Genomic DNA, 20,283 nt, shown 5'->3' with positions numbered 1-20,283 from the left:
GCATGAACGCGCCCGCCCGCAATCCGGCCCGCGTCCGGGACGAGGACGCGATCGGCGCCCCGCCGGAGACGCCCGCCCTGGTGCCGGCCGAGCGGTATTACGCACCGGCGTTCGCCGCGCTCGAGGTCGAGCGGATGTGGCCGAAGGTCTGGCAGCTGGCGTGCATGGTCGACCACGTCGCCGAGCCGGGCGACTACTTCGAGTACCGGTGCGGACCGTACGGGGTGTTGATCGTGCGGGGCGACGACGGGGTGCTGCGAGCCTTCCAGAACGTCTGCCGCCACCGCGGCAATTCGGTGTGCGTGGGGTCGGGCTCGGGGCTGCGCGAGCTCAAGTGCGGCTACCACGGGTGGACGTGGGACCTGGCCGGCACCCTCAGGCGGGTCCCCGACCGCAAGGGATTCGGGACGCTCAACCTGTCCGACTTCCCCCTGGTGCCGGTCCGGGTGGACACCTGGGAGGGGCTCGTCTTCGTCAATCTCGACCTCGAGGCGGTGCCGCTGCTCGAGTACCTGGAGGCGGTGCCCGACGACATCGCCTGGTGCCGGCTGAGCGACTTTCGCTGCTACGCCACGCTGACCGTCGAGGTCGACGCCAATTGGAAGACCATCGCCGACGGCTTCAGCGAGACCTATCACATCCAGACGCTGCACCCGGAATTGCTGCGCTGTGTCGATGATGTGCATGCGCCTCAACGGATCTGGGGACACACCGGCAAATCCGACCAGCCCTACGGGGTGCAGAGCCCGCGCTTCGACGGTGCGCTGAGCGACGAAGAGGTCTGGGACGCTTACGTTTACACGCAGGGCGTGCTGATGGGCGCCGCCGAAGGCACCCCCTTCCCCGCCGACGAACGCCGCGACGGGCAGACGGTCCGGGATCTGATCGCCGCTCACACCCGGGCGTTCGCCGCCTCTCGCGGGGTGGACCTGGACTGGGCGGACACCGACCGCATCACCCGGTTGCACCAGTACAACGTCTTCCCCAACATGACGCTGCTGGCCAACGCCGACCACCTCACCGTCATGTGTTCGCGGCCGGGCGCCACCCCCGATCAAGGCGAGCTGGTCATGTTCTTGATGACGCGGATGCCGCCGGGCGCCGCGCGCGCCAAGCCGACCGATGTCCGGATGAGCGCCGGTGAGGCCGACCCGGGCGTGGTGCTCACCCAGGACATCCAGATACTGGCGGGACTGCAGCGCGGCATGCATCAACCGGGTTTCACCCACTTGGTGCTGTCCAGCGAGGAGCGGCGGGTGATCAACCTGCACCGCAACCTCGAGCGGTATTTGGACCTGCCCCGGTCCCAGCGAGTGAGCGGCGGCGTGGCTCGGCCGCCGGCAAGATAATTCGTCCAGACACGCCGTAATCGGTCCGATGCGTTTTAGAATCCGTTTCGTGATAACCCCGTCAAACCCGTGGGGGGAAGACCGAGGGCGACTCGCGCATCAGCTACAGATGCGATATCAACCACTCGCGCGAAGACGCGCGCGGCGAATGTGCCAGAGCTTCGAGCGGGTCGGCGTCCGGACGGCGCCGGACCGCCTGCAGGAGATGCTGGCGGGCGCGCCCCTTGCGGCTCACGAAGCGATGGACGTCAGGTTCGCGTTGATCGCGCTGCGGATCGACCGCGAAACCCGCGCCGCCCGGTACAAGCGGCTGAAGCGCCAAGGCACCCGCTCACTGATGTTCGCCGGGCTGGTCCTGGTGGTGTTGAACTTCCTCATGTGCATGGCGTACTTCCTGCTGAACCTCGCCGAGCAGGGCGCGCCTCTGTGACCCGCTGACACCCCTCAGCGCGGGACGACGATGCCGTTGTCGTAGGCGTAGACGATCGCCGCCGCGCGGTCCCGCAGGTCGAGTTTTCCGAAGATCCGGCCGATGTGACTCTTGACGGTGACGCCGGAAATGCAGAGCTCGTCGGCGATCTCGGAGTTCGAGAGACCCCGGCCCATCAACGTCAGCACGTCGAGCTCGCGGGTGGTCAGTTCGGCGATCGCGGTGCCGCGGGGCCCGGGCGCGGCTTTGCGGTAGGTGGTCAACACCCGCGCGGTGACGGCGGGATCGAGGTAGCTGTCGCCCCGCGCGACCGCCCGCACGGCGCGGATCAGCTCCTCGGCGGAGGAGTCCTTGAGCACGAACCCGGCCGCGCCGGCGCGCAGCGCCTCGGACAGCAGCTCGTCCTCGTTGAATGTGGTCAGCGCCAACACCGGCGGCGTGCCGCCGAGCCTGCGCGTCGCTTCGATGCCGTCGATTCGCCGCATCCGCAGGTCCATCACGACGACGTCGGGCCGGTGCTCGGCCACCGCGGCGGGCACCTCGTCGCCGTCGGAGCATTCGGCGACGATGCCGAACCCGTCCTTGCGCCGCAGGATCCGGCGCAGCCCCGACCGCACCAGGTCCTGGTCGTCGACCAGGAGGACGGTGACCTCGGGTGGCTCCGGGGCATGCGGGATCACGCCTTGCACCACCACGGCCGCCAGCCGGTGTCACCTTCGTGCAGCGGTATGTCGGCGCGCACCGACCATCCGTCCGGGGTGGGGCCGGCGTCGATGGCCCCGCCCAGCAGTTCGACGCGCTGGCGCATGCCGCGCAACCCGCGCCCCTCGGCGGACAGCGGGGCGGCGATCGCCACCGGTAACCGGTTCTCGACCGTGAGGCTCGCCGAGGCGGCTGAGACGTGAAGGGTCACGGTCGATTTCGAGTCGGGCGCGTGTTTGGCGATATTCGCCAGCGATTCCTGGGTGATGCGATACAGCGCCAGCCCAACGGCCGGCGAGACGCGGTCGGTGGGTCCCTCGACGCGCAGCGTGAGGTTCAGTCCGGCGCGCTGAAAGTCCGCGACGAGGGCGCCGACGTCGTCAATGCCGGGTTCGGGCGTCGTCTGCGCGGCTTTGGTCGGTGAGCCGTCCAGTAGTCCGACCGTCCGCCGGATGTCGGCCATCGCCTGCCGGCCCAGGCGTTCGGCCTGTTCGAGCGCCTCGACCGCGTCATCGATGTCGCGGTCCTGCTGCAGCCCTCGACGCGCGCCCGTCACGTGCAGCAGGGTGATGCTCAGCGAATGGGCAATCACGTCGTGCACTTCGCGGGCGATGCGCCGCCGCTCGTCGGCGGCGGCGTGCTCGGACAACATCTTCTGCGCTTCGATCTGTTCGGCCAGCAGCAACCGCTGACTGCGCATGACATAGCCGAGCAGCCAACCCGCCCCCACGAAGCACAGGTACAGCAGCACCGCGTCCAGGCGGTGCAGTGCCGACGCGGCGAGCAGCAGCGCGGCCGCTGACGCGGCGGCGAGCAGGCCTCCCGCGACCGAGGTCAGCGTCGTAACCGACAACACCATCAGCACCATCAGCGCCGGGGCGAAATCTGCGTGAATGGGGGTCGACGTGCCGAAGAGCATCATGGCGGTCGCCGTCGACCACGTCGCCCACATGAGCACCGGGCTGAGCTTCATGTTCAGCGCGAAGAACAAGAGCGTGGGTGAGATGCACACCGCAAAGGCGGCCAGCGCGACGGGCAGATCGGCGGCGGGCCGCTGCAGGATCGCGATCACCCCACCGGCGAGCTCGGTGGCATCGACGGCGACGAACGACGCCCAGGTGATACCGACCGGTATCAGCCCGCTCCGCCGGTGCAACTGTTCGCGCACGTATCTCGTTGCGGCACGCAACATCGTCCAATCGTAGAAGAGCGCGCCACCAGCGCACATCATGCCGTGGGTGGCAATCGCCTCCTACCGTGGTAGGGGATAAAGACTGCACTTCGGCACGACGCGCATTACCCGGTCGCCTTTCTAGCGTTCCAGTCATGACATGGACACTGCTGCACGACCGGATGGCCTTCATGGCCGAAGTGATCAAGGCCGCCGAGACCGATCCCGATGCGGCTCTCGCGTCGGTCGCCGCGTCACCCGAGGTTTCCAGGCTGTTCGGTGACGAGGAGGGCCTGCTGCTTTCGCTGGGACAGCGCTGGATCACCATGCTGGTGGCCAAGCTGGACCAGGCCGCACACGAGGGTTTGGCGGCCGAGCAGGTGCGGGCCGACCTCGAGGCCGCCGAGCCCGGCCTGCACGCCCTGGTGCGGATCGGCTCGCGGCAATCGCTGCGGCTGCGTTCCCTGTCCCGCGGCGAACACGTCGCCGTGGGCCTGTTCGGCGGGCCGTCCGGCGATCGGCAGACCGTTGCATGACCGAATGGGCATGCTGACGCGGCCCACCGGCCGCTACGCGGTTCTGATCGTCGGCCTGTGGGTTCTGGTAGCGGCAGCCGCCAACGTGGTTGTCCCGCAACTGGAACGAGTCGTCGACTCGCACGCCCGATCCTTCATGCCCACCGACGCACCCAGCGCGGTCGCCGCCTCGCGGGCGGCCCAATTGTTCGGTCAGACCCCGAGCAACAACTTCGTCTACGTTGTGCTGGAACGCAATCGGACGCTGACGGCCGACGATCACCGGTTCTACGACGCGATGACGACGGCCCTGGGTGCCGACCGGCGGCACGTGTACGCGGTGACCGACCTGTGGTCGCAGCCCGCCACGGCCGCCGGCGCGCAGAGTCCGGACGGGCGGGCCGTCAGCGTCATGGTGCGGCTGGCCGGGATGCTCGGCACGGCCCAGGCGCGCGACTCGGTCGACGCCGTCCGCGACACCGTCCGGAATTTCTCGCCGCCGGCCGGCCTGCAGGTCCATGTCACCGGGCCCGGCGCGACGATCGTCGACGAATTCTCCGCGATCGACCGACAGATGCTCGGCATCACCGCCGCCACCATCGGCCTCATCCTGCTTCTGCTGCTGGTGGTGTACCGCTCGCCGATCGCGGCCGCGATTCCGCTGATCTCCGTCGGGCTCGCGCTGGCGCTGGCCCGTGCCGTCGTCGCCGCGCTCGGACAGTCGAATGTGGTTGAGGTGTCCTTGTTTTCGGTTGCACTGATGGCGGCCATGACGCTCGGCGCCGGGACGGACTACGCGATCTTCCTGGTCGGCCGCTACCAGGAGGGCCGCCGCCGCGGCGTCCCGCCGGCCCGCGCGCTGGCCGAGGCCTACCGTTCCATCGCGCCCGTCGTGATCGGGTCGGCGCTGACCGTGTCGGTGGCGCTGGCCTGCCTGGTGTTCGCCCAGGTCGGTTCGTTCCGCAGCGCCGGGCTGCCCTGCGCCATCGGCATTCTGGCGACCATGCTCGCCGCGCTGACCCTGACGCCCGCGCTGATGAGCCTGGCGATACGCCGCGGCTATCTCGAACCGCGCCCGTCCGGGACGGCGCGGCGCTGGCGTCGCGTCGGCACGGCCGTCGCCCGCTGGCCCGGCCCGATCCTGGTCACCGCCGGTGCGCTGACGCTGCTGGCCGCGTTGCCGCTGGCCGGCATGCGGATCGGCTTCGACGAACCCGCCGCCACGCCGTCGGCCACCGACTCCAATCGCGGATATGTCAGCGCGGACCGTCATTTCCCGGCCAACGCGCTGCTGCCCGACGTCGTCGCGATCCAGGCCGACCACGACCTGCGCAACCCGGCCGGCCTGATCGCCATCGAGCGAATCAACCGTCGCATCATGGCCGTACCCGGTGTGCGCGCGGTGCAGTCCGCCAGCCGTCCCGACGGCAAGGTGCCCGAGCAGGCCACTCTGAGCTATCAGGCCGGTGTGCTCGGCCGCCAGTTCGGCGACACCATGGACTCGCTGACCCGGCGCCTCGCGCGGGTCTCCGAACTGGACGGCGCGCTCTCCCAGACTCAGCGTGCGGTGGACGGCCTCGCCGGCGGATTGCGCGGCGGCGGTACGGGTCTGGCCGAGGTGTCCGGCGCCGCACAAGACATGCGCGCCGGCATGGACGGATTGCAGCGCAATGTCACGACGGTGTCGGGTTACCTCGACCCGCTCCGGGATTTCGTCGGGCGAACCCCCGACTGCCCCGCCAACCCGATCTGCTCGACCGTGGACCGCGTGCTCGAGCCGGTCGACGGGCTGGTACAGACCTCGACCCGCCTCAGCGCCGGCGCCGCGGAACTGACCAGCGGTTCGAGCACGGCCGCCACCGCGATGTCCGGTCTGCCCCAGAGCGTCGCATCGATGAAAGACGCTTTGGCGCAAGCACGTTCGGCCACCCGCGACCTGCTCGGCCTGACCGACACGCTCGGGCCCCAGATGCGGCAGTTGACCGACTACCTCGACGAGATCGCAACGCAATTCCGGGGCAGTGCGGCGGCCGACTTCTATCTGCCGCAGCGGGCGCTGACCGATCCGCGCTACGCGACCGCACTGGGTCACCTGATCTCCGAGAACGGCCGGGCCGCGTACCTGCTCGTGTACGGCGACGGCTCGGAGTGGGGTGCCGACGGAGCCAAGCGGGCCGACCAGGTGCGGGCCGCCATCAAGGAGGCCACCAAGGAAGGCACCCTGACGCCGGTAGAGGTCGACCTTGCCGGCGTCGGCCCGGTGACCGCCGACCTCCAGCGCTTCGTCGCCGGGGACGTCAAGCTGCTCGTCGGCGCCGCGTTGGTCCTGATCTTTTCGATCGTCACGGCCATGCTGGGCAGCCCGGTCGCGGGATTGGTCGTCGTCGGGACCGTCGTCACCTCGTACGCGTCGGCCGTCGGTGCCAGCGTGCTGATCTGGCAGCACCTCCTGCACCACGATCTGCACTGGGCCGTCGCCCCGATCGCATTCATCGCGCTGATCGCCGTCGGGGCGGACTACAACCTGCTGTTGGCGTTGCGCATCAAACAGGAAGCGGCAGCGGGCCTGAGGACCGGCATCATTCGCGCCTTCGGCGGCACGGGCGGTGTGGTGACGGTCGCCGGGATCGTCTTCGGGCTCACCATGCTGGCGTTGGTGAGCAGCAGCGTGCTCAGCATCGCCCAGATCGGCACCACCATCGCGGTGGGTCTGTTGTTGGACACCCTGGTCGTGCGGGCGTTCATCGTGCCGTCCATCGTGGCGCTGCTGGGCCGTTGGTTCTGGTGGCCCCGCGCGCTGCCACGTCGGGCCGCCGCCGTGGAAACCGTTCCCGCGCGGACCCTTTCGGCCGCTACTGCTGTGGGATCGTGACGGTCGACGGCAGCCCGACCAGCACCCCTTCCACGTCGCCGTCGGCACTGACCATCAGACCGCGTCCCGGCGGCAGCGCTTGAGCGCGCACCGCGCGGTTGATCCGGTTCTGCGGGTCGTTGTCCATATAGAGCTGCGCGACTTTCGCCGAGTTCTGGAACCTCATCCACGGATCCATCTGCAGCGTCGCCCAGTTCGCACTGTTGCGGGTGGTGAACACGTGCAGCCCGATCTGCCGCGCACGCTCCATCAGCTTCCACAACGCCGCACCCACCGGCGGTTTGGGCGGGTAGCTCTGATCGGGCCGCAGGTCCTGGACATCATCGATCAGCACGAAGTGCCGGGCACCTTCCCACGGTTTGAGCGCACGCAGCTCCTCCTGGCTCAAGCCCTTGGGAGGCAGCCGGGGCAGCAAGATCTGTTGCGCGAGTTGGGTTATCACCTCGTCAATCTCGTCCTGGTCATAAGCGTACGCGCGGACATAGCCGGGCCCGCTCAGATCCCGCAGCCCGTGCGGTGCGGTCTTGGGATCGATGAGCGTCAGCTGCGCCTCCTCGGGGCTGAACCGGCTCATGATCGCCTCGCCGATGGACACCAGCGACAGCGTCTTGCCGCAGCCCTGGCGGCCCAGGATCATCAGGCCCGGGCTCTCCCGAAGCTTGAGCGGAACCGGCCCGAGTTCGTGGCGCTCCCCGATGGCAAACGCGATCGACAGGTCGTCGCCGCTGGGATGTGTGGCCTCGTATTCGAGAATCGCCCGCAACTCGACGCGTTGCGGAAGCCGCTGCAACGTCGCGTGTTTGGTCACACCCGCGACGTCGGCGATGCGGCCGCCGACGTTGACGATGCTGATCAGCGTGCCGGTCGCCGGTTCGGTCAGGGCCGGGATGCCGACGCGCAGCTCGTGCAGGCTGTCCGTCAGACCGAAGCCCGGGCGGTTCAGCGTCCGGCGCGCGGCGTCACGCGACTCGAGCGACGAGTGGCCCATCTGGCTTTCGCTGGGGTCGGCCAGTCGCAATTGGATTCGCGCCGTGGCGTTTTGCAACAGGCTCTGCCGCTGCCCGTGAATCCACCCGCCGGCGCTGCACATCACGTGGACCCCATACTCGGGGCCGCGGCTGCTGAGCGAGATGATGCGATCGCCCAGGACGGTGTCTTTCGAGTAGACGTCGTCGTAGTCATCCACCACCACGAACACGTCGCCGAAGGGGTCGTTGGCGTCCGTGCCGCCCAGCCCGTCGCTGCCCGGCGCGAACCGGCGCTCGCGGAAGCCGTCGAGGTCGATCTTCAGGCGCCGGAACGAATTCTCGCGCGCGTCGATCAACGCGTCCATGCTGCTCAAGATGCGCTCGATGCCCTCGGCGTCCTTGGGTGACACGATGTCGGTGACGTGCGGCAGCGACGCCGCCTGCGCCAGGGTCGCCCCGCCGATGCAGAAGAACGTCACGCGCGCGGGACTGTACATCGCAGCGGCCGAGCATATCAGCGTCATCAGCGTGGTCGTCTTGCCCCGCTGCTTGGCGCCCACCACGATCACGTTGCTGCGCAGCGCGTCGACCGCGTGCACGACCTGCTTGGACTCCTCCGGGATGTCCATCACGCCCACCGGGAACATCAGGCCCGCGTTCTGGCCGTAGTCCACATGCCAGGGCTTGCCGCGGTAGGCCGACACCAGGACGTCGACGGGCTCGGGCTCCTCCAGCGGCTCGAGCCACGGCCGCCGCGGCGACCGGTGCGGAACTTGATGCAACGACTCGCGCAGCACGTCGACGATCTTCTTCCGCTTGAAACCATCGTCGTGGTAGAGGAATTCGTCGGGCTCGGTGTCGACGGCGGCCGCGGCTTCCAGCGCTGCGGCGTCGGACGCGTCGAGCGGCTGGTACTGCCAGTTGTAGAGGCGCGGCTTGGTCAGCGTCATGTCGACGGTGGTCGCGACCTCCTTGCCCTTCGGCACGACGAACGGAGCCGACAGGTAGAAGCAGCGGAACGGTTCGAGGTCGCGTGGCCCCACCTTCAGCAGGGCGAAGCCGTTCTCTTTCGACGGCAGGTGGTAGGCGGCGTCCGAACCGATCACCTCGCGGCTGTCGTCACCGGATTCGGCGCGCAGCGCGATCCGGAACGCGATGTTGGACTTCACCTTCTGCAGCGACGACAGATCCAGCCGCTGCCCGCCCAGCATGAAGAACACGTTCGCGCCGCGGCCTTCCTGGCCGATGTGGATGATCAGGTTGATCCACTTCTCGTGGTTGGCAAACAGTTCCAGGTACTCGTCGACAATGACGAGCAGGACGGGCACCGGGGGCAAGTCGCGCCCGGCCAGCCGGATCTCCTCGTAGTCGTTGGCGTCGCGCGCGCCCACCGAAGTGAACAGCTCGTAGCGCTGCTTGATCTCACCGTCGATGACCCTGCGCATCCGCTCGGCCAGATGCCGCTCGTCCTTGCCCAGGTTCGACAGGGCCGCCACCACGTGCGGGATGCCCAGGATGTCCTGGGCCGCCGATTCGAACTTCATGTCGACGAAGATGACGTTGAACGTCTCCGGTGAGTGCGTCAGGGCGATGCCGTAGACCAGCGACAGGAAGAACTCCGACTTTCCCGAACCACTGGTGCCGATGACTACCGAGTGAAAGCCGAAGCCGCCGAAGTCTTTCGCGCGGATGATGATGTTCTGCAGCTCGCCGGTGGGCTTGGCGCCGACCGGGATCTCACACCACCGCTCGTCGCCGCGGCCGCGCCGCTCGGCCCATAGCCGGTCGACGTCCAATTCACGGGGATCGACGATGCCCAGCGCGCGCAACAGTTCGGCGGCGCCGCCGGTCGAGTCGGCGATCTCGCTGCGGCTGGTCGGTGACCACCGCGCCATCGCCCGGGCGTACCGGTAGGCCCGGTGGATCGACAACTGATCGGCGTGCGCGAAGAACTTGCCGCGCACCCGCAACAGCGGCGCCGGACGCCAGTCTTCGCCGTCGGCGTCGGAGCCGTTGCGGCCGAATCTGACGCTGCCGTTGACCGGCGTGCTGTGCCGCTCGCCCATCTCGAAGACCTGGTCCTGGGCGAAGCCCACGCCGGTGCCGACGCGAGATGCGAGACGCAGGAGGGTGATTCCCGCCTTGCCGACCTGCCCGACCACGCTTTCCCATGCGTCGGGGCTGCCGGTGTTGTCGTCGACGATCACCAGGTGCGGTCCCAGATCCACGGCGTCGGCGCCGGTCTCCAGCGCCGAGCCCATCGCGGTCGGGCTGGCCGCCGCCAGCGGTGTCCACGCGCCGCGCTTGCCCTTCATGTGCAGCTCGGCGCCGAGCGACTCCTCGAGCTCCTCCGGGGTGGCGAAGACCAGGCGTCGCCAGCCGCAGGCGTCGAACAGCTCGTCGTGCAGGTTGTGCGGCAACCACACCATCCACGACCACACTTCGGGGTTGCGGGTGACGACCATCAATTTCACGTCGCGCGGATTGTGAAACACCGCCAGCGAGCACAACACCGACCGCATCAGCGAGCGCAGCCGGTCCAGGTCGTCGCCGACGAAGCTGAAGCCCGGCGCCGACCGCAGGTTGACCACCTTGGCGATGTCGCGAATCTTGCGCTGCTCCAAGATGAAATCGCGCAGCGCCTGCCCGGTGACGGGTTCGAGCTCCTCGTCGGAGGCGATGTCCGGCCACGTCACCGACAAGACGGAGTCCGGGGCGTGCTGCACGCCGGTGCCCAGCCGCACCTCCAGGAAATCCGGGTCGCCTCGCCCACGCTCCCACATCCGCGGGCCGCCGATGATCGCCCCCAGGCCGCGCGGATCCGAATGCACCGCGTGCTGCCATTCGCGCTGGGCGCACACCGCGTTCTGGATCTCGTCGCGGTTGGAGTCGAGGTCGCGCAGGTAGCGGCGGCGACCCTTTTCCATTTCGCCCCAAGTGATCTTGCGGGCGCGCCCGAAGCGTCCCGAGAACGCCAGCATGCTGAACGCGCCGATGCCCATCAGGGGGAAGAATCCCGTCGACAGGCTGCGCACCCCGGACACGTAGAGCATGACGATGGTGCCGATCAGCGCCACGATCAGCGCCGGCACCCCGATCATCACCCAGATGTTGCGGGGTTCGCGCTCCGGCAGGGCGATCGGCGCACTCGGTGCCACCCGAACGGGTTTCGGCGGTTCGATTTTGACCCGGTTGATGGGAAACGCTTTCTTGGACATCCCCTAGCCTCCCGCCTTCGCCGATGTCGTCACCACGGCCGCCTTGCCGAGCGCGGGCACGGTGTCACGCGCCACGAGCGCCGCCTCCCGCGACAACGCCGGGCCGGCCGCGAACGTGCGCAGTAAAGGCCACGGCGCCTGGACCGCCGAGGCCGGGTCGAGTCCCAGGGCGCGCATCGTGTCGTCGTTGGCGGCGATGCCGAACCGCACGCCGTTGTCGGACACCCAGAACAGCGATTCGCGGGAATCGGACGTGATCACCCCGCTGGTCGAGGCGACGAAGTTGGCCGCCCCCGGCAGCACCAGCACCTGGTCAGCGACCACCGAGGCCGGGTCCCGGTCGTCGCGCACCAGGTGCACGATCCGGTCGTCGAGGTAGGAGTACACCGGAAGGCCCCGCCCGTTGTAGACGACGACCCGGGCCTGCGGGTCCGTTGAGCCCTTCTCCCAGGCGACACAGGTGGTCGGATTCGCGGCCGTGTCAATGAAATTCAGCCGCTTCGTCGGGTAGTAGTCCACGTCCAGCGAGTTCACCTGGGGGATGTTGACCAACACGTCGGGGGTCACCACCCGCGGCGCTGTCGAGCCGTAGGAGTTGGCGCTGCGGAGCAGGTCCGCGACGAAGCTGGTGATCTTCTGGACGCCGTCGGGCAGCAGAACGTAGAACTGCTTGCCGCCGCCGGCGGTCTGGGCCTGCAGCACCGCGCCCACCTGCGACCCCGAGACCCAGGTCGAGGGCGCGCCCGCTTGCGGAACGTTCGGGACGCGCAGCGGCTCAGTCGCCGGCATCCCGTCGTACAGCGCGCGTGAAATCTCAACCGGCGACGTCACTCCGGGGTCCAGCCCCAGGCTCAGGGTGATCGCCCTGCTGGCCGGATCGACCTGCGAGCGTTTGCCGCCCCAGATCACGTATGTGTTGCCCTCGAAGGTCACCAGCACGCCGGCATCATCGGCCAGGGGGGCAGCGCGGTCACCGCCGTTGAGCGTGCCCGCGATTGACGTGACGACCGGCTTCTCCCCGCTGCGCGGGCGGCCCGCCGTATCGCAGACGGCCCACGCCGAGATCGCACCCCGGTTCACCGGCATCGCCGCCGGCGCCCCCGGGATACCGATCAGCGGCCCGGTCGGATACTTCGCGATCTCGCTGCGCTTCACCCACGTCGGTGGGTTCGCCGTCCCGGTGGCCAGCCGGGCGGACGTCAGATTGAGGGCCGGATAGAGCCGGCCGTCGATGCGGGCGTAGATCGCGCCGGAGTCGCGGTCCCCGATGATCGCCGATTCACCTACTGCGCCAGTCGGTTTCAGCACGTTGAGCAGCATCATCCACCCGGCGGCAATCGCCACCAGCAGGATCGACAACACCAATGCGGCCGTCTGCTTGCGGTCGTCATGTTTCATTCGCACCGAGAACCGGGTGGTCGCCGCGCGCAGCCGCCGGTTGTAGAACAGGTGACCGGAATTCTGGTCGCGGTTCGACAGACTCAGCGGCATCTCAGTACCCCTTCGGTGATCGGCGAGGATCGGCCTGCTGAATCAGGTCAGCGAGATTCGACGCGTCCGCGGCGACGTGATATCGGCCCGTCGCATAGTTGATGAACGCGCACGCCTGCGCCACCAAGTTGTGGATGTCGCGTGACGTGCCCGGCTCGTGATAGGTCGCGAAGGTCGGTGCGATGAATTGCCAGGCGCCCTTGCTCGGCGTGCCCCGCGCCGCGTTGGAGTCCCAGCCGTTGACCGCGTTGGCGTTGTAATTGGACTCGCGGCGAGCGACCAGATCCATGCCGCGTTCCCAGCGGGCACGCGCGGCGGGGTCGTGAATACCCTTGATGTCCAATGCTTTACGGATGGCCGCCACGACCGCACCGCGCCCGCTGCCCTGGTCGCTTCGCATCGCGGCCCGCCTCTGTCGGTAACGCAGCCGACGCAGCCGCAGGGTGAGGAGCCGTGCCCGCCGGCGCGAGTTGAGGATGTGCCGGTGCTGGGCGCGTAGCCTCGCCGCCATCCGGACCATGGCTTCGCGCCGCGCCATGGGGGTATCGGGCGTCGACGCGGCGTCGGCCATGGCGTTGTCCAAGATCGCTCGGGTCGCCACCCTCGCCTGCGCGTGGCCGGCGCGCGCCGCGGCCATGATTCGTGCCAGCGCGCGGTCGGTGGTGCTCGCCTGGCGCAGTTCGTTCAGCGCTTCCGTCGACCTTTTGACGGCGGCGCGGGGGAGGCCCTCGGATCTGAGCTCGGTATGTTCCTGCGTGTTGCCGACCCGCGGGGCGGCGGCCTCACCGGCGAACAGACCGTGGCCGCGGGCCAGGACCGCCACCGCGTGCATCGTCAGCGGATCAGTCAATGACTGCCCCACCCTGGTCCCCTTTTTCCCACACCCGCGCCGCAAGAATTCGTACTCAATAGCATGCACGAATAGGCAGTTCCGCTGTCAATAACTAGCGATTACGTAGCGACCCTACTGCCGGGGCTGCGGCGCGACCACTCACCTTCCGGCGGAGTGGGAATGGGCCGCGGCGGGCTATTCCTTCGCCTCGTCCTCGGTCGGCATGATGACGATCCGGCGATTCGGCCGGTTGGTGACCACGGTCGGCTTGTCCTCGCCCGGCTTGGGCCCCGGCGGGCTCGGCGGCATCGTCAGGCGGCCCTTGACGGGTTGGCCATTGGGCACGCCGGGCGCCGAGATCCGCTTCTCCGGCGGCTTCTCTTTGTTGCCGCCTTCACCGTGGCCGCCCATCGCTCCGGGCGGCATCATTCCCATACCGCCCATACCGGTCTGGCCCCCGGCGGTCGGCGCGCCGCTGACCGGCGGCATCATGGCGGCCTTCGCCGCGCCGGCGGGTGTCGTCGGCGGCGATGACGTCGGCACCGGAGGCGGACCCAACGAGCTGGCCGGGGTGGTGCCGCCGCCGCCCAGGCCCGCGCCGCCACCGCCCGAGCCCAAGCCGCTGCCGGCTCCGGAGCCCGGGCCGACGCTGTCGACGAGATGCGCGTCGCTCGCCAGTCCGGCGCCGTGGGCGCCCTGGACGGCGCTCATCAGCGGCTGGATCGCGCTCTGACCCGCCTGCATCGCCTGCTGCGGCAGCTGCGTCAGCGGTTGCATGACGCCGCCGACCGCACCGCCGAGCGCGCCCGTGATGCTTTGCAGCATCTGCTGCATCATCTGCGGCGCTTCTTGACCGACGTTTTGCATCTGCTGTTGAGATTCGGCCTCGTTGGCGGGGAATTTGGCCGCGGCGTCCGCGGCGTGGGCCCGACGGTCCGCGTCCGCGGCGGCGGCGTCTGCTGCGTCTTTGGGAACGCCTGCGTTTGCAGCGGCGATCGCTGCTTGAGTGGCCGGACCGCCGGCGGGCGAGGTGTCGGGTGGGGCGCCTTGCGGCGGCGAAACCGGCGGCAGATCCGCCGGCGCGTTGGCGAGATACCCGTACACCGCTGGATTTGCATGAATCGTCACACTTCCACCCCGCTCTCACTCCTCGCGGCTACGGCATCAACCTCCGACGTTGATTTTCCCATAAGACGCCCTAAGCGGTAGTCACCTTGATCCCGGCAGTCACGTAGACCCGTAATGACCGGTGTCAATGCGGGCCTTCAGGAGCCGCTGTGCCTCGAAATCGACGCAAACCAGGCCAGGTGGTAATTCGCCAGGTGCTCGTGATCGTCGATTAGCGCGTCGATCGCCGCCAAAAGCATCCAGTCCCCAACCGCGGCGGGGTCGTGGTCGGGGTACGCGTTGAGAACCGCGTGCTGCACATCTGCGATGCATTCACGCAACAGGTGGGCCTCGTTTTCGAGGACCCCGGTCTTCCGTACCGCTGGCGCGGCAACCGCCTGCGCGATTCGTGGTAGACCATCGCGGCGCCGTACAGCGTCCACAAGAGTCGGCCCAAGTTCCTCCACGTGTGGCGCAGCGGAGCGCGCGAGCCGGTCCCCTGTTAGCAGCGGCTCTTCCGAACCCGGCTCAGTGACATAGGTGTTCGCATGGTGGGCCGCCGCGACCATGATGGCGCCCAGCAAATCAACCACGTTGGCATCACGACGTCGTGCCGAGGGTTCAAGCAGAGTGACGTGGGCAGGTAGTCGGACGTGAGGCGGAATCCAGCCGCCGGCAAGGTCGGTGACCAGCAGGGTGGTGGTGCCGTCGTCACGTAGCCCAGCCGCCCAGGACAGTCGTGGCTCTTGGCGGGCAACCGCGTCGACAAGCCGTTGCAGCCGCTGTTGTTCGGCTGATCTGCTGGACGCAGCGCCAGCCGCTGCACCGGTTGCTGCGGACGCCGCCGAGGCACCGGCAATCGTCGGGGAGCCGGTTCCGGCCTGTCCGCTCGCAGCCCCCTGTGCGGCCCGCTCTACCGGGGAAACCAGCGGTCCGCCCGCCGCTGGGGATGAGCCAGGCGAGGGCGCGACCGGTGCACCCGAGACCGGGCCCGCGGGAGCTGCGGGCATGGTCGTCGACGCCACCGCGGGTGGCCGCAGGTCGGAACCGTAGGCGGGCAATGGACCGGCAGGACCGCTGGCAACAGGCGCCGCTGGCCCCGACCACGAGCCGCCAGTCATCACGGCGGGCGCTGCAGGAGTGATGCCAGCGCCCGTAGGCGCGGGAGGGGCGTCTCCAGCGGGCGGAGGCATGTCGGGCGATGCAGGCGCAGGAATGAATGCTCCACCCGCCGGGACGCTAGGCGCTGCCGGCGGCGGGGCCGGCGCTCCCGTCTCTCCGGTCGGGGGCGTCCCCCCTTCAAACGCAGGCATCGCACCAGCCGACAGCGATTGCGGACCGGCCCCCGCCGTTTGCCCCGTCGCCACTCCACTCGCAAAGGATTGGCCAAGGCCCGGCGAAATGCCCTGTCCGGCAGCAGTTGTCGGTAATGGCGCATTCATCGACGGCGCACCGGCAACTGGCCCACCGACGCCAACCGGAGAAGAGGGGGCTTGCATCGGGGGCAGGTGGCCGCCCGGCAACTGACCGGGCCGTTGAACATTTCCAATGCCTGGCCCTCCATGGGACGTCGACGTCGCGCTGCCACCGGGCTGTAGGCCACCCGTCCCCTGAACGCCGCCAGCCGCAGGACTTGTTTGTGATACCGCCTGCACACCGCCGGCGGGCGAACCAGTCGGCGCCTGTGCACCGCCTGGCGCCACTGCTAGAGGCGACTGAGTCGACGAATTTAGGTCGTTCTCGCTGATCGGCTGAGGGCGCGGAACATGGCCGATATCGAAGCCCTTCTCGCCCGCCCACGCCCTAGCGTCACCGTGAATACCTTCGTTGGCAAGCATCGGCTGGGCTGCACCCAGCATGTTGTTGACAGCGGTATCGGATGCGATTTCCGCCCTAGCGTTGTAGCCGACCTGCGCGGCTTGTATTTCCAATAATTTTGCAGGCTCCGGCTCCTTAGATGCGAGTATCCGATCGATTTCCTGGTTCCCCTCAGCTGCGAGCTGAGCCAGCTTGGAACGCAAAGCATCGATCTGATCCGCGCACGAATTTAATGCGGAAGCCTTATCCCGATATTTTTCGGCCAGGTCTAAATGAAACTGCTCACCCCGGTAGTAGCGCGCGCTGAGATCCTCCGCCGTGCGGCCCTGGTTGTTTGCCGTCAGCATGGTTCGCTGATTGCGTAAGTCCTGTGCGTACTGCTGCTGCTCGCCACATGCTTGGTTCCAATATTGCGCAGCGCCCCGCAGAGCCGTTGGCGCTGCTGGCCACCAGGGTCCAATCAGCGGCAGCGTCCACTTGCCCGGCGGCAGATCAAGACCCACCGCAGACCTTTTTCATTGCGGCATCTTTGGCATTGGCGTCATCGACTGCTGGCTGCCACAAAGAATTGTCGTTGAGGCTTGCAACCGCCGCGAGGTTGTTGTACGCCCGAGCCAAGGCCACTGCAGCAGCCCGCTCGTCGGGTGCTATCGCCGGAAATGCCCCCACCACGTCGTCTAACATCATCGCGCCGTTGACCTCAGCGATACCGGCGCGCTCTGGGCTGGTTCCGTTCGTCTCGATCTGCACGGCACGAGCTGCTAGCCGGTACGCCTCGCACAACTTCTGGTGCGCGGTGGAGGCATCTGCGGCCGTATAGCTGGGGACCACCGAGGTGGCTGTAATGGCGCCGCTTGAGCTCTTCATGGGGCGTACGAATGCCGCAACTAGCGCCGCGGCCCCAAGCAAAATGGCAATCGCCGCAAGGGCGATCGCCGGCCATGCACGCTGACGCCTCATCGGTTTGACTGGATAGTGGGGCGGCCACTGACCTGCGCCTGGCGTCCACCCCGCCGAACCTCCACCCGGGTTAGGAGGCAAGTCCCCCGCCATTGCGCCCTCCTCAGCCGCCGCAGTGAGATAGAACCCCTTTAGTTGTTCCCCTTAGCCCTCAATAGTGAGGCAACAAACGGGACGTCATCAAATCACCGCTCCGTGCTTCCGCCGAACCTTCGCACAGGCCCCGGCAATGCTAAGTGACTATCGGCTGGCCCCGAGACTCCCCATACAGCCCAGTCTTCGTGTCTTAGTTCTGGTCACTAAAAGTTAATTCCGCTGTGGAATGTCCCCTTACTCCTCAGCCTCCTTGCCGGGACGTGGGTACAGACCGTACATGCGGGACAGCCACTAGCTGCGGTGGCTACAACATCCAAGCTCCGGATTGAACTTCTTCAGCTTGTTTGTCCACTAGCATCCTGACCGGTGGATGAGCCAGGTCAGCCGTTCGAACCCCTGCCGTTTGGTCGTTACCAGTTGCTTTCCGTGATCGGTGAGGGCGGCATGGGAACCGTGTACAAAGCGCACGACACCATCATCGGACGTGATGTTGCCGTCAAAGTGTTGGCGGCCGCGCTCGGCTCGGAGCCCGGGTATGTGGAGCGGTTCCGCCGCGAGGCCCACACCGTCGCCCTGTTAACCGAGGCCCACATCATTCCCGTCTTTGACACTGGCGAGATCGACGGCCGGCTCTATCTGGTGATGCCCCTGATCGACGGCGTCGACCTAGGCGCTCTCTTGCAACGCGATGGTCCGATGCCGCCGAACCGCGCCGTGCACGTCATTGAACAACTGGCCGCGGCGCTCGACACTGCGCATACCGCGGGGCTGGTTCACCGTGACATCAAACCGTCCAACGCAATTGTGACGCCGCGCGACTTTGTGTACCTCATTGACTTCGGCATCGCCCGCGACGCATCGGCTGCCGCGCTGACCAGCACCGGCATGATCGTCGGCACCATGTTTTACATGGCGCCGGAACGCTTCACATCCGGCGTTGCCGACATGAGCTCCGATATCTACTCGCTCGCGTGTGTTCTGTATGAGTGCCTGACCGGTCGCCGGCCTTATCCCGGCCAAGGAATGGAACAACAGATCGCCGGCCACCTCACACTCGAACCGCCACGGCCAAGTCAGCAGCGGCCTGGCGTGCCCCAGGGCTTCGACGACGTGATCGCAAGAGGCATGGCCAAGAACCCGCATCACCGATACTCAAGCGCGCAGGAACTGGCCGTGGCCGCCCGAAACGCCTTGACGACTGCGCTGCAGCCTGACCCGAGCATCGCCCGAACCATGTTCGGAGGTTCGTATCAGCCGCCTTTCCGACAAGACCATGGCCCACCCCTGCCACTAACGATGCCCGCTCACAGCACCGATTTACACATGCCAGGCGAGTCCGCGGCACGAACGGGCGGCCGGGCCGCCAACGTTGTGCTACTGAGCATGCTGGTGCTCTTGTTTGCAGCCATCACATTCGCAGTGACACAGTTTGTGCGTCCGAGCCCCCAGCCATCGACGGCTCCGCCCGATTGGCAGCCCTACGTGGACGACGCGAAGCAGTTCGCGATTACCATGACGAGTCTTAGCCCCGCGTCCATCGACACCGATCTCCAGAGAGTCCTCGATGGATCGATCGGCGAGTTTCATGACGAGTTCGCGAAAAACGGCGCTGGCTTAAGACAGGCCGTCGTTAACCAGAAGAAGACGACGGTGGGGACTGTCAACGCCGCAGGGTTGGAATCGATACAGGGAACGACCGCGTCTGTCCTGGTCGCTCTGACCTCGAAAGCCAGCACCGACGATGGTGCTTCGGATGCGCCGCGGAACATGCGGATCCGTCTCAGAGTGCAAAAGGTTGGCGACGTCTACAAGGTATCCAGCGCGGAGTTCGTGTGATGCGTGAAATCGGGCGCAGTACACGGTGGATGATGGTCCTAGTCTTGGCCGGCGCGGTGGTGGTCGCCGCTACGCTCGGCGGCTGGCAGATGGCTGTAAAGACTCGCCAATTGCCACCAGTCGCAGATCTTGACAGTGAGCGAGCAGCGGCAACTCAAGCGGCAAGTTCCGGCAGTGTGAAGCTCTTGAGCTACTCCCCCGATACCGTTGAGAAAGATACGAGTGCAGCAGAGGCGCTATTAACTGGTGACTTCCTCAACTATTACAGTCGATTTTGTCGACAAAAGCGTCATCCCGACTGCCCATCAGAACGGTATTACAACCAAGGCCAATGTCGCGCTCGCAGGGGTCGAAGCCCTCACTAGTGAGAAGGCGTCGGTCCTTGTGTTCGTTAATCAAGTCACCACGACTCTCGCGAAGCCGGCGCCCGAAACCACGAACAGCTCGGTGCGCGTGGGGCTACTGAGGATGCGCGGAGCCTGGCTAATCAATAGTTTCGATCCCGTGTAGGGCCCACCCCAACGCGGCGCTCACCCCCGGGGCGTTGGCGCCGCGGCTCCCGGTCGCATCGCCCGCATCTCGCTGGCATTCTGCTGGTCCATGCTGGTGAATCTCTTAGCCGCAACGTGTGCCTTCGCGCCAACGTCGGTCAGCGTCTGCTTATGACCTTGCAAGTTCTGCACGTGCTGCGTGTGAGCTGCGGTGACGGCCTCGTGGAAAGAATCAGCCGCGGCGAAGTCACCGAACATTCCCGACGCCAGCGGGCCCCTCGCGAGCTGGTCGGCGCCTTCTTGCGCGTGCCCGCCCGCGCGGTGTGACTCGTTGCCCCCAGAGTGCAATAGCGCTGTGTCAACGAACATTGCCACCCCTTTCGCCGTGGCTCGGCAACCTACTGACCAGGCTAAATACACGAGGGGC

Annotated in this window: 14 protein-coding genes and 1 pseudogene; 5 read left to right on the top strand and 10 right to left on the bottom strand. The window is 67.4% G+C overall.

From position 1 onward, the window contains the following. Positions 1-2: 2 nt before the first annotated feature. A complete protein-coding gene (locus tag AWC03_RS04595) occupies positions 3-1,349 on the top strand; it encodes an aromatic ring-hydroxylating oxygenase subunit alpha (protein ID WP_085239330.1) in 1,347 nt (448 codons plus the stop codon). A 148-nt stretch (positions 1,350-1,497) separates the two neighbouring features. Next, positions 1,498-1,779, top strand: coding sequence for a hypothetical protein (locus tag AWC03_RS04590; RefSeq protein ID WP_090419610.1), 282 nt, complete (start codon positions 1,498-1,500; stop codon positions 1,777-1,779). A gap of 14 nt (positions 1,780-1,793) precedes the next feature. Here the strand turns inward: AWC03_RS04590 and AWC03_RS04585 are convergent, their stop codons facing one another. Then, positions 1,794-2,456, bottom strand: a complete 663-nt coding sequence (locus AWC03_RS04585) for a response regulator transcription factor (RefSeq protein ID WP_085239510.1) — start codon at positions 2,454-2,456, stop codon at positions 1,794-1,796. Continuing rightward, positions 2,456-3,673: a sensor histidine kinase gene (locus AWC03_RS04580; protein ID WP_085239511.1), complete on the bottom strand. Its 1,218-nt coding sequence runs from the start codon at positions 3,671-3,673 to the stop codon at positions 2,456-2,458. The genes AWC03_RS04585 and AWC03_RS04580 overlap by 1 nt, the downstream gene beginning before the upstream one ends. A 134-nt stretch (positions 3,674-3,807) precedes the next feature. Here AWC03_RS04580 and AWC03_RS04575 point away from each other — a divergent pair, with 134 nt between their 5' ends. Next, positions 3,808-4,188 carry a hypothetical protein gene (locus AWC03_RS04575; protein ID WP_085239329.1) on the top strand — a complete coding sequence of 127 codons (381 nt, stop codon included), beginning with the start codon at positions 3,808-3,810 and terminating at the stop codon, positions 4,186-4,188. After that, positions 4,181-7,039: an MMPL/RND family transporter gene (locus tag AWC03_RS04570; protein WP_085239328.1), complete on the top strand. Its 2,859-nt coding sequence runs from the start codon at positions 4,181-4,183 to the stop codon at positions 7,037-7,039. Before AWC03_RS04575 ends, AWC03_RS04570 begins: the two co-directional genes overlap by 8 nt. Here AWC03_RS04570 and eccCa read toward each other — a convergent pair. From eccCa to AWC03_RS04540, 7 genes and pseudogenes are all read right to left on the bottom strand, one after another. Next, positions 7,020-11,225, bottom strand: a complete 4,206-nt coding sequence (gene eccCa / locus AWC03_RS04565) for a type VII secretion protein EccCa (RefSeq protein ID WP_085239327.1) — start codon at positions 11,223-11,225, stop codon at positions 7,020-7,022. The two genes, AWC03_RS04570 and eccCa, sit on opposite strands and share 20 nt — an antisense overlap. 3 nt (positions 11,226-11,228) lie before the next feature. Continuing rightward, positions 11,229-12,716, bottom strand: a complete 1,488-nt coding sequence (gene eccB, locus AWC03_RS04560; protein WP_085239326.1) for a type VII secretion protein EccB — start codon at positions 12,714-12,716, stop codon at positions 11,229-11,231. Position 12,717: 1 nt separating this feature from the next. After that, complete coding sequence (locus AWC03_RS04555) at positions 12,718-13,548, bottom strand: transglycosylase SLT domain-containing protein (protein ID WP_085239325.1); 831 nt, start codon at positions 13,546-13,548, stop codon at positions 12,718-12,720. A 195-nt stretch (positions 13,549-13,743) separates the two neighbouring features. Next, entirely contained in the window at positions 13,744-14,676 is a 933-nt protein-coding gene (locus AWC03_RS04550; protein WP_420845644.1) for a hypothetical protein, read from the bottom strand. Positions 14,677-14,813: 137 nt separating this feature from the next. Continuing rightward, a complete protein-coding gene (locus AWC03_RS28190; protein ID WP_338067398.1) occupies positions 14,814-15,248 on the bottom strand; it encodes a DUF5631 domain-containing protein in 435 nt (144 codons plus the stop codon). 15 nt (positions 15,249-15,263) lie between these two features. Beyond that, positions 15,264-15,665: pseudogene (locus tag AWC03_RS28185) on the bottom strand (DUF5632 domain-containing protein); the annotation flags it as partial. Between the two features lie 1,300 nt (positions 15,666-16,965). Next, a complete protein-coding gene (locus tag AWC03_RS04540; protein WP_249025825.1) occupies positions 16,966-17,433 on the bottom strand; it encodes a hypothetical protein in 468 nt (155 codons plus the stop codon). A gap of 462 nt (positions 17,434-17,895) precedes the next feature. Between AWC03_RS04540 and AWC03_RS04535 the strand changes: the two genes are divergently transcribed. Then, the gene (locus AWC03_RS04535) at positions 17,896-19,365 is read left to right on the top strand and encodes a serine/threonine-protein kinase (RefSeq protein ID WP_249025824.1); all 1,470 of its coding nucleotides are present in this window, start codon (positions 17,896-17,898) and stop codon (positions 19,363-19,365) included. Positions 19,366-19,895: 530 nt separating this feature from the next. Here the strand turns inward: AWC03_RS04535 and AWC03_RS04525 are convergent. Then, positions 19,896-20,225 (bottom strand): DUF2563 family protein, encoded by a 330-nt coding sequence (locus AWC03_RS04525; protein WP_085239322.1) that lies wholly within the window; start codon positions 20,223-20,225, stop codon positions 19,896-19,898. Between the last annotated feature and the right edge of the window lie 58 nt (positions 20,226-20,283).

The sequence above is a fragment of the Mycobacterium europaeum genome (assembly GCF_002102155.1).
In the GTDB taxonomy this organism is placed as follows: Bacteria; Actinomycetota; Actinomycetes; order Mycobacteriales; family Mycobacteriaceae; genus Mycobacterium; species Mycobacterium europaeum.
The sequence above is the reverse complement of the archived record's forward strand: the minus strand, read 5'-3'. Positions and strand labels throughout refer to the sequence as shown.

What these genes read in the sequence shown, in the direction of transcription:
- eccCa (WP_085239327.1), bottom strand. Translation starts at nt 11,225, where the DNA reads ATGTCCAAGAAAGCGTTTCCCATCAACCGGGTCAAAATCGAACCGCCG.
- AWC03_RS04555 (WP_085239325.1), bottom strand. Translation starts at nt 13,548, where the DNA reads ATGCACGCGGTGGCGGTCCTGGCCCGCGGCCACGGTCTGTTCGCCGGT.
- AWC03_RS04575 (WP_085239329.1), top strand. Translation starts at nt 3,808, where the DNA reads ATGACATGGACACTGCTGCACGACCGGATGGCCTTCATGGCCGAAGTG.
- eccB (WP_085239326.1), bottom strand. Translation starts at nt 12,716, where the DNA reads ATGCCGCTGAGTCTGTCGAACCGCGACCAGAATTCCGGTCACCTGTTC.
- AWC03_RS04595 (WP_085239330.1), top strand. Translation starts at nt 3, where the DNA reads ATGAACGCGCCCGCCCGCAATCCGGCCCGCGTCCGGGACGAGGACGCG.
- AWC03_RS04580 (WP_085239511.1), bottom strand. Translation starts at nt 3,673, where the DNA reads ATGTTGCGTGCCGCAACGAGATACGTGCGCGAACAGTTGCACCGGCGG.
- AWC03_RS04540 (WP_249025825.1), bottom strand. Translation starts at nt 17,433, where the DNA reads ATGAGGCGTCAGCGTGCATGGCCGGCGATCGCCCTTGCGGCGATTGCC.
- AWC03_RS04590 (WP_090419610.1), top strand. Translation starts at nt 1,498, where the DNA reads ATGTGCCAGAGCTTCGAGCGGGTCGGCGTCCGGACGGCGCCGGACCGC.
- AWC03_RS04525 (WP_085239322.1), bottom strand. Translation starts at nt 20,225, where the DNA reads ATGTTCGTTGACACAGCGCTATTGCACTCTGGGGGCAACGAGTCACAC.